Origin of the sequence: Candidatus Aquicultor sp. (genome assembly GCA_036504445.1) — a bacterium.
Lineage (GTDB): Bacteria > Actinomycetota > Aquicultoria > Aquicultorales > Aquicultoraceae > DASXVE01.
This window is the reverse complement of record DASXVE010000006.1, coordinates 40,437-53,225: the sequence shown is the minus strand read 5'-3', so window position 1 is coordinate 53,225 and position 12,789 is coordinate 40,437. Positions and strand designations below refer to the sequence as shown.

The window sequence follows — 12,789 nt, the reverse complement described above, 5'->3', positions numbered from 1 at the left end:
CCGGTCATGTTTAGTTGTGCCCTACTCGAGAAACCCGGCACAATAAAAATATCGCTTTGCTAGCTTGCCGCAATCATTCGCGCTTTACCGGCCAGGATATTTACAACGGTCTGCATAAACGCTGGAAGGTCTGAGACATTTCTCGACGTTACTATGTTGCCGTCAATGACAACTTCCGCATCGATCACGTTAGCCCCCGCATTTGCAAGATCGATAGCGATTGACGGCCACGAGGTCATCGTTTTTCCGCGCACAATATCGGCGGAAATGAGAAGCGCCGGTGCATGACAGATGGCAGCTATAAGCTTGCCCTGATCGTACATATCGCGCACAAAATCGACCATACCCTTGCTTAAGCGGAGCTTATCGGGTGAATAACCCCCCGGGATTACGACCGCGTCAAAATTGTCGGCTGAGGCATCATCTATACCGATGTCGGTGATGACCTCTTCTTGCCGGTGATGGCTAATGAGCCGCTGCTCGGCCTCAACCCCGATAACTACAGCATGAGCGCCTTCTCTTACGAGGCGCTCATAAGGCTGTGCGAACTCCTTCTCGTCGAATTCATGTGCTACTATGAAAGCAACGCGTTTACCCTCTAGAGACACTGAAATTCCCCTCGATTGCAAACATTCGCTCTTGTTTACTTATGCTCATGCCAGCCTTTTGCGCGATGAGAATGACCTTTATGGTGCATGAACTTGGCCATGGGAAAGCCCTTATTCCACATTGAGATGCACTTGCCGCAGCGACATCCACCCTTTGCCATGTGTTTCATCGATCCAAAAAACTTAAGTAACGCGAGCCCGAGAAGCGGCGCCATGATCATAAGTACCGGGCTAAAATCTATGATCGGTTCATAGGTTACGCGATCGGACGTAACTGTTATGTAGCCTAACGGTTTAACCACAACGCCCATGCCCATGCCCTGGCCTTCACCTTCCGGCTGTTGTCCGGTAGCTTCTTCGCCTTTCTTGCCGCAAGCGGCACCACGACCGCCGCCGCCACCCCAGCCGTATTGTATCTTGCCGACGGGGATAACAACTTTGTCGCCGATTTGCCTCGACTCGCCGAATATCATTTCCACGTTTGTAGCGCCGAGCTGCTTAATGATCTTATCCGCAACTTCTCCAAATTCTGTCATTCATAACACCACCAGTTAATAATCTTTACTCCGTAATATTCCCAACCATACTTAAAATTATTGCAAACAGATAAGTCATCGTAATAAATACGGTAGCACACAAAGCGCAACTGCACTACAGCAGAACTATTACAATAACAGCTCCGGAGGAAGACCTTAACTGTTTTAGGAGCCAGGTTGAGGGGAGGGCTCAAGCCGCATAAATTACCAGCGGTTCCGGTGTATTCGCTCGGGATTATAGCGGTCCGACGGCGGCTTTTCTTCAGCCGGAATCCCTACGGGAACAAGTGACAGGGGCATGATGTTTTCAGGGAGGCCGAGAAGCCGCTTGAGGCCCGATACCCGATCATCTCGCGGGTAGACACCAAGCCAGACCGAGCCCAAGCCCAAAGATCGGGCTGCAACCAGTATATTCTGTGTTGCCGCCGCACAGTCTTGCACCCAGTAGCCCGGATGCTTTTCAAGCGCAAGATCCGCGCAAATGAGGATAGCCGCCGCCGCTTGCGGCACCATGCTTGAATAAGGATGAACGGTCGGGATTTTCCGCAATATATCTTTATCGTCTATAACGATAAAGCGCCACGGCTGCCGATTGCCTGCCGAAGGCGCGCTCACCGCTGCTCTGAGCAGTAATTCCATGGTTTCACTCGGCACCGATTCACCGGTATAGCGCCGTATGCTCCGTCTGGAAAGAATTGCGTCTATTGCGTCCACAAAAACCTTACCCCGATTCTTTTTCCGCACGTTGCTTGCGAAGCCGATATGCAACAATTACTTGCCATAGAATGAAGATAAATACAAAAGCGGTCACTGCCACAGTTATGAGTTCCGTTATGGAATAGCGTGGGCGTAATTTCATTTCTTCAAGCTGATCGAGACCGATTTTCCATGATGTCGGGTCGACTTTCGACTTGGTACCGATCTGGCCGACCTCGATTTCGCTAACATATGTCACATCGGGATAAATCCCCTTATAGACGCTGTCAATTCGCATCATTACTTTATCGGTTTGCACCGGCTGAACCGGCAAGTACTGCATTTCAAGCTCATCCTTAAGGCGGTAGTGCTGCGTTATCCCTTTTGGAAACACGAGTGTGATATTCTTCGGGCGATTGTAATACCGAAACATGCCTTCGAGCGAGGCATATCCAGGGATAATTCGAAATTCACGAACCCACTGCTTTTTGGGGAATTTTAGTGTAATCCATTCGCCGGGCCCCGGACCGCCTTCGCCCCAGACTGTGGCCGGGTCCGCATCGAGAACATTTTTAAGTGCGTAAACCACGTCACCTTCGGAGTGCGCTCCAGAAGCGTGCGCTTCTTCGATGGGAATGTAGTCCGGGTCCGGGAAAATTTCTATCTGCAAGTTTCGTGCAGGTTTATAGTTGCTGAACATCCAGGTTATCTGGCTCGGGCTTGTACTAAATCCGGTTGGCATGATCGAGTATTTACCTGTGTAATTACCGTAACCCTCCGGATATACAAGATCGCGTTCGGTAAGGCCGCCCATTAGATAGACTGCGATGTATGCTTCACCAATATTACCTTTCCACGTCGACGCAGGGTCAAGCGGCAGTGTAAGCTTATTCTCCCACGGGATGATTCGTACCCAATACCTATGAACGACAATTCTGCGTTGCCTCTCGTTTATATAGAAGCTATTTACATGCCAGTTGAAACTGCCGTAATTTGTGCCAATGGTTTGATCGCTCGTCTTTACCATCTGCGAATCCATCGGTTTTCCATCGACATAGGCATGGAAGTTGTATATACCGTACTTGAGCGAGGCCTTTGAGTTGATAAGTTCGGGGATACCCATGGTAACGTCTTGGGATTGACCGGTGTTATAGAACTGGTAGACCTCTTCTACCTCTGCATATCCCTTATGCAGCCAAATCTGGGTTACCAGTTTCTCGACAGCGATATCTTGTGAGTTTTCAGTATGAGTACTCTTGCCCGTGCCTACCAGATTTGCACTATTAGCATACGCTACAGCCGGTAGTACTAAAACAAATATAGTAGTCACTAACAAGAAGCCGAGCAGCTTGTTCTTTACTATCATTCATCTTCACCTTGGTAGTGAAAGTACACCATACTATATATTCTATAGAAAATTCATCCAATAAGCGATGGTTTTGGCGGTAAATCCACGTAAGTTTCCACCGCAGCTCATTGAGAAATATAGTAAGCTAGTAGATTAAAAGATTGTGGGGGATGTAAAGTGGATAATAGAGGTGCTGGTTCTACTGGTAATGAAGCTATAATACCAGGTAAATCACGATCATTATGGATTGCAACGACTCCTGATACCGATTTTCCGAGCCTTAAGCAAGGTATTGAGGTGGATTCGGTCGTTTTAGGCGGTGGTATCGTCGGTATCTCGGTAGCGAGTATGCTAAAAGAGGCCGGTCAAACTGTTGCGGTCATCGAAATGCGGCAAATCCTTAAGGGAGTAACAGGGCATACCACGGCAAAGATTACCTCGCTACAGGGATTGCATTACCATCGGATGCTGCGGTATTTTTCCGCTGACGATGCCCGTACGTACGCAGAGGCTAACCAGGTAGGAATCGATCATATAGCCGACACTGTCGAGCACAAACACATCGATTGCGATTTCAAGCGCGCACCCGCATATACATATACCGAGCAGGCGAATAATGTTTCTGCGATAAAAGCCGAAGCAAAAGCCGCGCAAATGGTCGGGCTGCCTGTCTCCTATGTAGAAGAAGCCCCCCTGCCGTTTCCGATCAAGGCGGCGGTGGTACTGCATAATCAAGGACAATTTCATCCAAGAAAATATCTGCTTGCACTAGCTAATGAAATACCAGGTGATGGCAGCTATATTTTTGAAAACACAAGAGCGCTGAACATCGCTGAGGGCGAACCGTGTGAGGTAATTACCAACAAAGGCACCATTAAGGGCAAGAACGTCGTTTTGGCAACCGCGTTCCCCTTCTATGATAAGGGGCAGTTTTTCGCGAGGCTTTACCCTTACTATGCTTATGCGCTGGGCGTTTACGTAAGGGGCGATGTACCCGAAGGAATGTATTACACAGAGGACGGCGAGCACTTCTCTCTGCGTAATCAGCCGACCGATAAAGGAACAATCTTAATCATTGGCGGCGGTAGTCATAAAACCGGTCAGGGCAAAGATATACTCAAACACTATCGCGACATCGAACATGAGGCCAAAGAACGTTTTGACGTAAAATCAATTGATTACTACTGGTCGACAGAGGATTACCGCACCGCCGATACGGCACCGTACATAGGTAAATCCCCGCACACGGATCACGTGTACCTTGCAACAGGGTTTGACGGTTGGGGCATGGCAAATAGTACCGCCTCGGCTATATTGCTCGCCGATGAGGTCCTCGGGCGTGATAATCCCTGGAAGGGATTCTTTAACCCGTCGCGGCACGAGCTTTCCTCGTTCGGTAAACGGTTTGCCAGCGAAGGCCTCAATATCGTTGAACAATATGCGAAGCGCGTGATCTCGCAGCCCGAACATAAAAACCCCGAGGATCTCGACAAAGGTGAGGGTGAGGTCGTTCTGGTGGATCATAAAAAGGTCGCCGTCCACAAAGATGAAGACGGCACTGTTTACAAGCTCTCACCAAACTGTACGCATTTGGGCTGCCCGCTAAGCTGGAACAACGCTGAATTGACCTGGGATTGTACGTGTCACGGTTCACGCTTTACAGCTAAAGGTGAAGTCATCCACGGACCGGCCTTAGCAAATCTGCCTGAGGAAGACAGCGATTAGGGTATTAAGATGCTATCTTCTTTATGCGTGATTGATACATCTCGATGACCTCCTGTTCGGTCGTCGCGTCTTCAGGAGCCTTATCGAATCGATATTTGCCGGTAAAACGCGGGAAGCGAATCGCCAGTCCGCTACCCGGCCGGAAAATGTTTAAACCTGCGGTGTGCAGCGGGCTTATCGTTATCTCCGCGCCGATTACCTCAAGTACAGCCTCCGGTACAAACCAGACATCGGAGTGCTCTTTGGCGTCAACTCGCGGATTCTTGTGAGATATTTTATGAGGCTCAAGCATGCGCGGCAGTTCGGCGAGGTCTTTATCCGTAAAACCGGCCCCGAGACGTGTGACGGTTCTAAAGGTATCGGTCTCCGGCAAATACACCGCCATCAGAAGCGAACCATATACGCCGGCGCGCTTGCCCCGACCGTAGAATGCACCAACAACCACCAGGTCGACGGTATCCGTCATCTCGCTTCTATACTCACGCTTGTATTTAATCCAGAGGTAGCCCCGTGAACCCGCCCGGTACGTTGATTCAGGGCCAATCGCTTTACATACAATGCCCTCAGTACCTTTTTCGATGGCTGCCTCGAAAAAAACTTCAAGTTCATCAATGCTATGGACCACGGTAGATTCAACAATGCGTGAACGATCTGACGGCATTATAATACGCTCGAGTTCACGACGACGCTCCAAAAACGGCATTCCGGTAAGATCACGACCATCGACAAAGAGGCTGTCGAAAAAGAAAATCGACGCCGGAAGCTCTTGCGCCATCCCGGCAATATTACGTTTTCTGCGCCGGCGCATGAGCTCCTGAAACGGACGGTTCTCACCGGTTTCGGGGTCAACGGCTACAATTTCGCCTTCAAGTATCGCGGTGTCAGCCGTTATGGTACTGCGAATAATCTCGGCTATATCGGGATACTGGCTCGTTATATTCTCAAGACGGCGTGAGAACAGTAGCACAGTGTCGCCGTTCTTGTGAACCTGAACGCGCTCACCATCATACTTGTATTCGGCAATGCATTCGCCCCCCATCCTGGCGAGGATATCGGCAGGTGTTCCAAGTCGCTCGGCAAGCATCGGACGAATAGGCATGCCAACCTGAACCGTAAATGCCCGCAGTGCATCGACACCACCACGCTCAAGCGCCTCTGCCACCAGCCCGAGGTCCGATGTGATATTGTACGTGAGCTCGATTATAGGGCGTGATGCCGGGCCGCCGCCGTAGACCAGCGCCAGCGCATCGAGGACCGTCATATCGGCGATTCCAAGGCGCAGTTTTCCGGTTACGGTTCGCGCTATATACTTCGCTTCGAGTGGGGTCGCCCTACGAAGCAGTACGCTCAGCGCAACGATTTTCCGCTCTGTGCTTCCCGGTCCCGACATTGTCGCAATTTCGTTGAGCGTTTCGTATACATCCGCAACTGTAAATGCTTGGCCGCGAGGTTGCAGTGCTTCCCCGTGTTCAACCCGGGCCGCCAACCCCGGTTGTTCGATTCCGTGGAATGCCTTGTCAAGCTCAATCTGTGCTGTTGAGCCGATATCGCCGCTTTCATTGAGGTAGTTTTGCACATCATCTATCGATAACCCGGTTGCATTGGCTACGGCGCGCACAACGAGCTTTTCGGCCATTCCGATCTCAATACCCATGAAGTTGGGATGCAGTCTTCCCTGGATTAGATAGACGACCTTCGCAATGTCTTGCGGCGGAGTTTCGCGGAGCAGTGTTGCGAGAGAATCGGTCATTGCAATTCTCTTCGTTGTAGCTTCTATGTCTCGAAATGCCTGAGCTAAAAGAAGGTATAGCATAAGCTCGCCGCCTTACGGGTTTATAGATGTTTGTACCCGAAAAAATGAAAAACTGACCCTCACCCAATAACTGGTTCATTTAGAACTAGAGAAATTCTAGTTTCTTAAGTTTCCTTGAAATCGAGACTTATCATATAATCGGTGGGCACCATATTACCGAGCGAGCTTGTGCATATAAAGATAAGAGAAATTGCCAAGTACCTCCATCCAAGCATTGAAATAGAAATTGGCATTGGCATTAAGTACCAGAAAATGCTATCCGTTGGTTTTCTTAATTAGTATATTAAGAATGAACGGCTTTCAGTTAGTCGCTGAAGAGGATTGCTAACGTTACATTTCCCTCTAACCTGCATGCTATTAAGCGAGTATTTCTCCAACCCTACCCCGAATTGCGGCGGTAAGCTTTGCAAAAATAAGCTCGAGATCAGGCTCCATGATATCCTCAGTCCTTACCTCTGGTTTTCCAGTGACAAACCACGCAGCATTATAGAGACGTTGGATAAGAAGACGCCTGCACATAATTGCAATCCGCTTCTGGCATGATGCATCTTTAAACTCGCGGTCGACTGGGAAGTGGGGTTCCTTGACCCCTACCGGCGCGCACGATTCTACGTCATCCTGCATGACAAAGACGTAGCCAAGCCATGGTGGTCTTGGGCCTAGCAGGTCTTCTTTACCTGCTGTAACAAGATCCATGGCGTTGCCAATTGCCTCTTCGGCTCTATTATTCAAGTTCTTTCCGTATGATCCGAGTTGGGATTTTAGCTCAACTGCTGCCACTAAAGTACCCTTATGCACAGCTACAATATCCCACTGCTTCTCTGCTCTAAAATATCCGGGTAGTTCCAGCCTTGACTTAAGAAATAAACTTGACTCAGGCAAACCAGCGTCAATAAAGATTTGAGCGATAAGATTCTCCAAGGGAACCATATGTCTACCAGATGTAACCTCTGCTCGAAGCCCCATATCTGCGACTCCCTTTTCAGCTTGCCGTTCTGCAGCATTCGCTCTTATCGTCCAGCATTTTGTTGCCGCTTCTCGAAAATTATATTCTGGCACCTAATCCTCCTAGTCTGGCATCTCTGTAAGGCCATAAGCTTTTATCGCAGCAGTTGTGGCTAACTCAACATTGCGTTCACGAAACGCATGGGTCAGATGTAACTTCAATTCATTGCTTAAGTTGTCTGGGTCTGGAACACAAATCCGCCGTAAGTACTGCGACTGAAAGCGAAGTGTGCCGCCTCTCATGCGTACGGCATAACACTCGATAAACATCTGAGCTACCTTTGATAAAAGTAGACCACCTAGAACCTCTAAATCCCATTTCTCAGAAGTAACCCAATATAAGTTGTGATGAGGATACAGGCCACCGGGATCAAGAACAGGTTGTATAGATGCTTTCATGTCCTGAAAAAGCAATTTCGGCTTTACGGCTAGAGTAGAGTCAATTTTATCAATCGTACGATACCATTTTTCAGGCGCTTTACTGATAATGTGACGTTGCTTTAATTGATTCGATGAGCTCTCTAGATAACATTTAAGTTGTGGATAGCGATCTAGCTCAATAAGTCCACCATTGCCATTCCAAGGATTTACCAACCATGTATTAGACCACTCAAGAAACCCAGACCGGATATGAGATGTCATTACCAATGGTAATAATCGATCTGATTCCACTACCGTCTTGTCATGTATTATGAAAACTCTATCGGCCCCTGTTGCAATGCCAATGCCAACCTTTGTTCCTGTAAAACCATCCTCCAGCGGCGCAAAACGTCTTTCAAGGTCATCCAAAACTGCTAATCGTGCTGGCGATCCTGTAGGCCAAAACATATCACCGTAAGACCATTCTTGCAAGCGAGCAGCAACGATAGATGGCAATTTAAGCGAATCATGGTTATTGCTCTTAATCCAGCCAAGCAACGATGGTACAGACGCAGCACTAAAATTAGGTGTAGCACTTGCCACTACAACTGAACCTTGCACGCCCGCTCTTAAAATTGTTATTGCAGGATACGCGGATACTTCTTCTGCAAAGGCATCGACACCATGCATCTCAAGTACTGTATCAACAGCATGAAGCAATGATATGAGCTTACGAAGTCGCTTTCCGTATGCATTGCGCATCCATCTGTCAGCGCAAATAAAAGCAAGAACACCTTCGGGTTTTAGGGATCTAAGACCCACTTCAAAAAAACCTACATAAATATCCGTACCTTCTGTCATAGTCTTGCAGTTTTTGATATATGTAGTTCTACAGCTTGAAGGAATCTCTTGCGCTCTAATATAAGGGGGATTGCCAATTACGAAATCAACCTCTCCCTTAGGATGTTCTTCGAGTAAGTAGTCAGCCTGTTTAATCCAGCTAGATAGAACTTCCCGCACATCGTTGACAGGCCATCCCTCAGATATCAGTGTCGCGCTTACCACTTCATTTGCCTTTTCAGCGTGACACTCTTGAAGTTCAAAAGCACGGATTGAGTTCTTGGCATCTATAATCGCTCTCCCGCGTGTTTTACAGGATCTTGAGAGCCGTTCAACCATCGGAACCAAAAACGATCCATCTCCACAAGAAGGCTCTACGGCTACCATTTGTGCTAAATCTCGATCAGCAGTGTAGCCAGCAAGATCCAGGATCATCTCAACCACCCACCGTTTGGTAAAAACCGTGCCGTAATTAAGAACTTGCAACCGCACCTCCAAAAAACGATATTTTACTTTGCTGCATATGAGTAAATCATAGAATGATTATATCAGAGCCTTGCTTGCCTCGCCGTTAAAGAATCGTGCTTAAACAAAGTTGATTGGTATAGTCTTAATAACAGTTAAGAATCCGCTTTGATGACTGAAGCACGCAAATGAAAGTGTTTAAAACTATCGTTACGACCATAACCCCCGAAGATGACACACTCGTTTGATCCCCGACCTTCGGATCATCAAGTTTTCGGTTATACATGCAATAATCGGATACCGGGCAGATATCGTGATTGGGGTTTCTCGCGGTACAGATTTCACGGCCGAATTCGATAAGCGCTTTGTGCGTACGCACGCGCTCATCCGGCGATATTTCGGCCTCGTAGGCCGCTCGGATTTCTTCGTAGCGGGCAGCTTGCGGCGCAAGACCGCGGCGTTTGCCGATTCGCTCGATATGAACGTCTACCGCAAAGACCGGCCGATTTGCCACGAAGCTCAAGAGAATATCGGCGGTCTTAAGCCCAACGCCGGGCAATCTCATCAGCTCTTTTCGAGCGTGATTCATCGACATTTTAAGTACAACCGAGAGATCGCCATCATAGCGCTCGAGAACAATCTGCGCGACCTCCTGTATTTTCGGCGCTTTCGAACGGAAAAGACCGGCCGGACGAATGGCGTCGGCAATATCCATAACCTGTGCTGCCGCTAATCGTTCGGGCGTAACCCCTATCCGTTGCTTGAGCGCAAGAAAAGCTGTTTCTTTATTCTTGCGCTCGGTTTTTTGCGACAGGATAGTTGAGATGAGCACTTCAAAAGCTGTCAGGTTTTCAGACCAGACGTACAGTTCGAATGAATTCTCGAGTATTCGCAGCGCTTCCGCGTAGTTGATGGTGTCGTGCATAGTTGGCGGCCTACCGGCTAATTTCACACCCTAAAGGTCTTCGGTATTCTCCTGAAGTGATTCTAAGATGGCGAGCGACCATCCCAAGAAGCCCATAAAGAAGAAGTTGTCCTCATCGTGGTTGCCGATATGCCAGAGTGCATGCGCCGTCTCGCCCGGGCTAAATCCGACCCACGGAATGGAAATCTCGACCAGCGTTTCTTCAACATCAAACACGAGATCTTCGAAATCGTCATCGAGCGAAATCAAGTGATCGACAAGCGCTATCAGATTATGCGCCTCAATCTTGAGCTCGAACACATTCTCGGCAAAATAGTTGGCGGCGTCTTCCGGGCAGCCCTTGGCAATAAGCTGCTTGACGACCGCGCTATATTGTTTACGGGTATGAGAGACGAGCTCGTCTTTCAAACCTTCCGAAAGATCCGGCGATTGCAGGCCATCTAATACGGAATCAACGGCGTCCAGATCTTCCCCGCGCTCGACCTCTTCACTAAGCCAACCATCGGTAAGGGCGGTCAACTTGTCCATGAGCACATAGTAGCTGCGGCCGAACTGTTCGGAAAAGTGCTTTAAGGTCTTGACCGACTCACGAATTTCAACGACCTTTTCAGCAATTTTAGTTGTTTCCGTAAGCTTAGTAAGGTCGTTTGATTTTACGATGAAGTCCTGCGCCTGCACGTACATTTGGGCAAGATGGTATGCTGGCTTTACGGCGATCATCTCCGGCACCTGGCAGTCGCGGAGCTTCTGATATACTGCCCTATTAGCCTTGGTTAAGCCGTTATCACTATTTGTTAAATTTATAGAATCTTTATCTTTGGACATCTATATCCCTTCATATCGGTCTATCTTCTCAGACTCACGTCAATTATACAACTTTATCCGCATGAGCGAATTAAATGACGCCTTGCTGGAAATATAATAGGTATAGTAATTGCAGCTCACGAGCATACCGGCAGGCACATAAGGGCCGATGTCGCTCCGGCGTAAGATTTGTAGGATTATAGTCATGAGGCGATTGTATGGATATATCAACTATCTTAATCTTGTTTGTAATCGGTTTCTTTATCGGGCTCACGTCACGTCTTTTTTATGCCGCCATGACCGGCAAATTTCGGACGCGAAAGCCCGACACAACCGACAACGTGCGCTACATCAGCCCCAAAACCAACAGTGCCGAGCAGAAAGCTGAGCACGAATCGGGTAAGCGTAAAAAAGCCGCTAACGAATAGGTTCTTATGTAGCTATATACTTTTACCCGAAATAGCGTTCACGCATCGTATTTGAAACGCCGTGCGTCAAAGTAAACGTGCGCTCGGCCATGCTGGGTTGCATAGTCCCGGTGCCGCAATTCGGCGTAATCAACGCTTGGCGGAGGATAAGCTCCTTATCGATTCCCCGGTCGACGAGAAGCTGCATCCCGGCTTCAAGCCGCCTGGCGAGCGATTCGACGGTCTCATCCGCAACTTGGGTCGGTGTTGGCAAGCCGGATGGTACGATGCCCCACGCCAATACGCCTCCACGGTTGAGAAATGCCTTCATCTCATTGGGGTAGAGTGCGAGTGTCTCGCTATACTCGTATGCGTCAAAGCTTATAACATCGGTATTTGTAGCCGCGAGAACGCTCCAGTCGGTATTGCCGCAGCAGTGAATCCCCGTAAAGGCGTCGACGGCGTCGATGATTTCATTAAGGTATCCGATGACGTCATCCCGGTTCATGCTGACAAGTGCAGACCCGATCGACATGATAGAGGGATCATCGATAAAGATAAGCGCCGGCAAATCGGGACGAACCTCTTTAAACTTCTTTACCTGCCATTTCGCTTTCATGACAAGCGTCTTTATTATGCCCTCGCGAATAACCTCATCGTAGATGCCGGGTTTCTTATTCTGATCTGCTACAGTATATCCAATGGTAAGAGGCCCAATAATATGGCCTTTGAGCATACTTATCGCCGGATGTTCACCGGTTTTCAGCAAGTCGAGAAATGCGTAAAGGCCTTGCGCGTACTGCGGGCTTATCGCCAGCGCTTCAACGTCATCATTCATATACGCCTGAAAAAGCCGGTCGAGCTCGCTAATCACGTCACCGGTCGAGTCAAACCAGACCCGGCGCTCGGGTTCATCAACGACAAGGCCCGGCATGCCCTCGGAGTACTGCACATAAATGCTCTCTTTATAGTTTACATTTGGCAGCTGCGGCCACATCGGAATTTCCGGCAGCGAATCGAAAACCAATTTACATGCCGCATCAACATCCGTATGCGGCACGCTCCCAATTGCAGTCGCCCTGCACTTAGCATCTAATGTCATAATCGTTCCTCACTTACGTCATTGGCTTCACATGTCGCCATTCATAAACAAGTTGTTATGTAATTATACAGAAAACCTGCGGCTGCGTAGTTTTGCAGAGAACCCGAGCGATCGGGTTCTCTGCGCATTAAATATACTATTATCGACAGATTTTG

General features: G+C 48.6%; 12 protein-coding genes. 2 read left to right on the top strand and 10 right to left on the bottom strand.

Annotated features, from left to right (window positions below; all coding sequences use genetic code 11):
- Positions 1 to 59 precede the first annotated feature (59 nt).
- The 4 genes from VGK02_00740 to VGK02_00725 all read right to left on the bottom strand — a co-directional run bounded on the left by VGK02_00740 (position 60) and on the right by VGK02_00725 (position 3,206).
- Positions 60 to 608 (bottom strand): type 1 glutamine amidotransferase domain-containing protein, encoded by a 549-nt coding sequence (locus VGK02_00740; protein HEY3373577.1) that lies wholly within the window; start codon positions 606 to 608, stop codon positions 60 to 62.
- 35 nt (positions 609 to 643) lie between these two features.
- The gene (locus VGK02_00735) at positions 644 to 1,144 is read right to left on the bottom strand and encodes a spore germination protein GerW family protein (GenBank protein ID HEY3373576.1); all 501 of its coding nucleotides are present in this window, start codon (positions 1,142 to 1,144) and stop codon (positions 644 to 646) included.
- A 204-nt stretch (positions 1,145 to 1,348) separates the two neighbouring features.
- Positions 1,349 to 1,858, bottom strand: coding sequence for a nitroreductase family protein (locus VGK02_00730; GenBank protein HEY3373575.1), 510 nt, complete (start codon positions 1,856 to 1,858; stop codon positions 1,349 to 1,351).
- A 7-nt stretch (positions 1,859 to 1,865) separates the two neighbouring features.
- Entirely contained in the window at positions 1,866 to 3,206 is a 1,341-nt protein-coding gene (locus VGK02_00725) for a hypothetical protein (GenBank protein HEY3373574.1), read from the bottom strand.
- Positions 3,207 to 3,365: 159 nt separating this feature from the next.
- Between VGK02_00725 and VGK02_00720 the strand changes: the two genes are divergently transcribed.
- Positions 3,366 to 4,913: an FAD-dependent oxidoreductase gene (locus VGK02_00720; GenBank protein HEY3373573.1), complete on the top strand. Its 1,548-nt coding sequence runs from the start codon at positions 3,366 to 3,368 to the stop codon at positions 4,911 to 4,913.
- Positions 4,914 to 4,917: 4 nt separating this feature from the next.
- Here the strand turns inward: VGK02_00720 and VGK02_00715 are convergent, their stop codons facing one another.
- The 5 genes from VGK02_00715 to VGK02_00695 all read right to left on the bottom strand — a co-directional run bounded on the left by VGK02_00715 (position 4,918) and on the right by VGK02_00695 (position 11,146).
- The gene (locus VGK02_00715) at positions 4,918 to 6,726 is read right to left on the bottom strand and encodes an ATP-dependent DNA ligase (protein HEY3373572.1); all 1,809 of its coding nucleotides are present in this window, start codon (positions 6,724 to 6,726) and stop codon (positions 4,918 to 4,920) included.
- 357 nt (positions 6,727 to 7,083) lie between these two features.
- Positions 7,084 to 7,785: a PaeR7I family type II restriction endonuclease gene (locus tag VGK02_00710; protein HEY3373571.1), complete on the bottom strand. Its 702-nt coding sequence runs from the start codon at positions 7,783 to 7,785 to the stop codon at positions 7,084 to 7,086.
- Between the two features lie 9 nt (positions 7,786 to 7,794).
- Entirely contained in the window at positions 7,795 to 9,417 is a 1,623-nt protein-coding gene (locus VGK02_00705) for an Eco57I restriction-modification methylase domain-containing protein (GenBank protein ID HEY3373570.1), read from the bottom strand.
- 124 nt (positions 9,418 to 9,541) lie between these two features.
- Positions 9,542 to 10,321: an endonuclease III gene (nth, locus tag VGK02_00700; protein HEY3373569.1), complete on the bottom strand. Its 780-nt coding sequence runs from the start codon at positions 10,319 to 10,321 to the stop codon at positions 9,542 to 9,544.
- 30 nt (positions 10,322 to 10,351) lie between these two features.
- Entirely contained in the window at positions 10,352 to 11,146 is a 795-nt protein-coding gene (locus VGK02_00695) for a hypothetical protein (GenBank protein HEY3373568.1), read from the bottom strand.
- A 197-nt stretch (positions 11,147 to 11,343) separates the two neighbouring features.
- On the opposite strand from VGK02_00695, the gene VGK02_00690 reads away from it, so the two are divergent.
- Positions 11,344 to 11,553 carry a hypothetical protein gene (locus VGK02_00690; GenBank protein HEY3373567.1) on the top strand — a complete coding sequence of 70 codons (210 nt, stop codon included), beginning with the start codon at positions 11,344 to 11,346 and terminating at the stop codon, positions 11,551 to 11,553.
- Between the two features lie 22 nt (positions 11,554 to 11,575).
- Here VGK02_00690 and VGK02_00685 read toward each other — a convergent pair whose 3' ends face one another.
- Positions 11,576 to 12,634 (bottom strand): hypothetical protein, encoded by a 1,059-nt coding sequence (locus VGK02_00685; GenBank protein ID HEY3373566.1) that lies wholly within the window; start codon positions 12,632 to 12,634, stop codon positions 11,576 to 11,578.
- Positions 12,635 to 12,789 lie beyond the last annotated feature (155 nt).

Bases quoted from the DNA above. Each gene is read 5' to 3' on its own strand.
- VGK02_00735 (HEY3373576.1), bottom strand. From the start codon at position 1,144: ATGACAGAATTTGGAGAAGTTGCGGATAAGATCATTAAGCAGCTCGGC.
- VGK02_00725 (HEY3373574.1), bottom strand. From the start codon at position 3,206: ATGATAGTAAAGAACAAGCTGCTCGGCTTCTTGTTAGTGACTACTATA.
- VGK02_00715 (HEY3373572.1), bottom strand. From the start codon at position 6,726: ATGCTATACCTTCTTTTAGCTCAGGCATTTCGAGACATAGAAGCTACA.
- nth (HEY3373569.1), bottom strand. From the start codon at position 10,321: ATGCACGACACCATCAACTACGCGGAAGCGCTGCGAATACTCGAGAAT.
- VGK02_00695 (HEY3373568.1), bottom strand. From the start codon at position 11,146: ATGTCCAAAGATAAAGATTCTATAAATTTAACAAATAGTGATAACGGC.
- VGK02_00690 (HEY3373567.1), top strand. From the start codon at position 11,344: ATGGATATATCAACTATCTTAATCTTGTTTGTAATCGGTTTCTTTATC.
- VGK02_00685 (HEY3373566.1), bottom strand. From the start codon at position 12,634: ATGACATTAGATGCTAAGTGCAGGGCGACTGCAATTGGGAGCGTGCCG.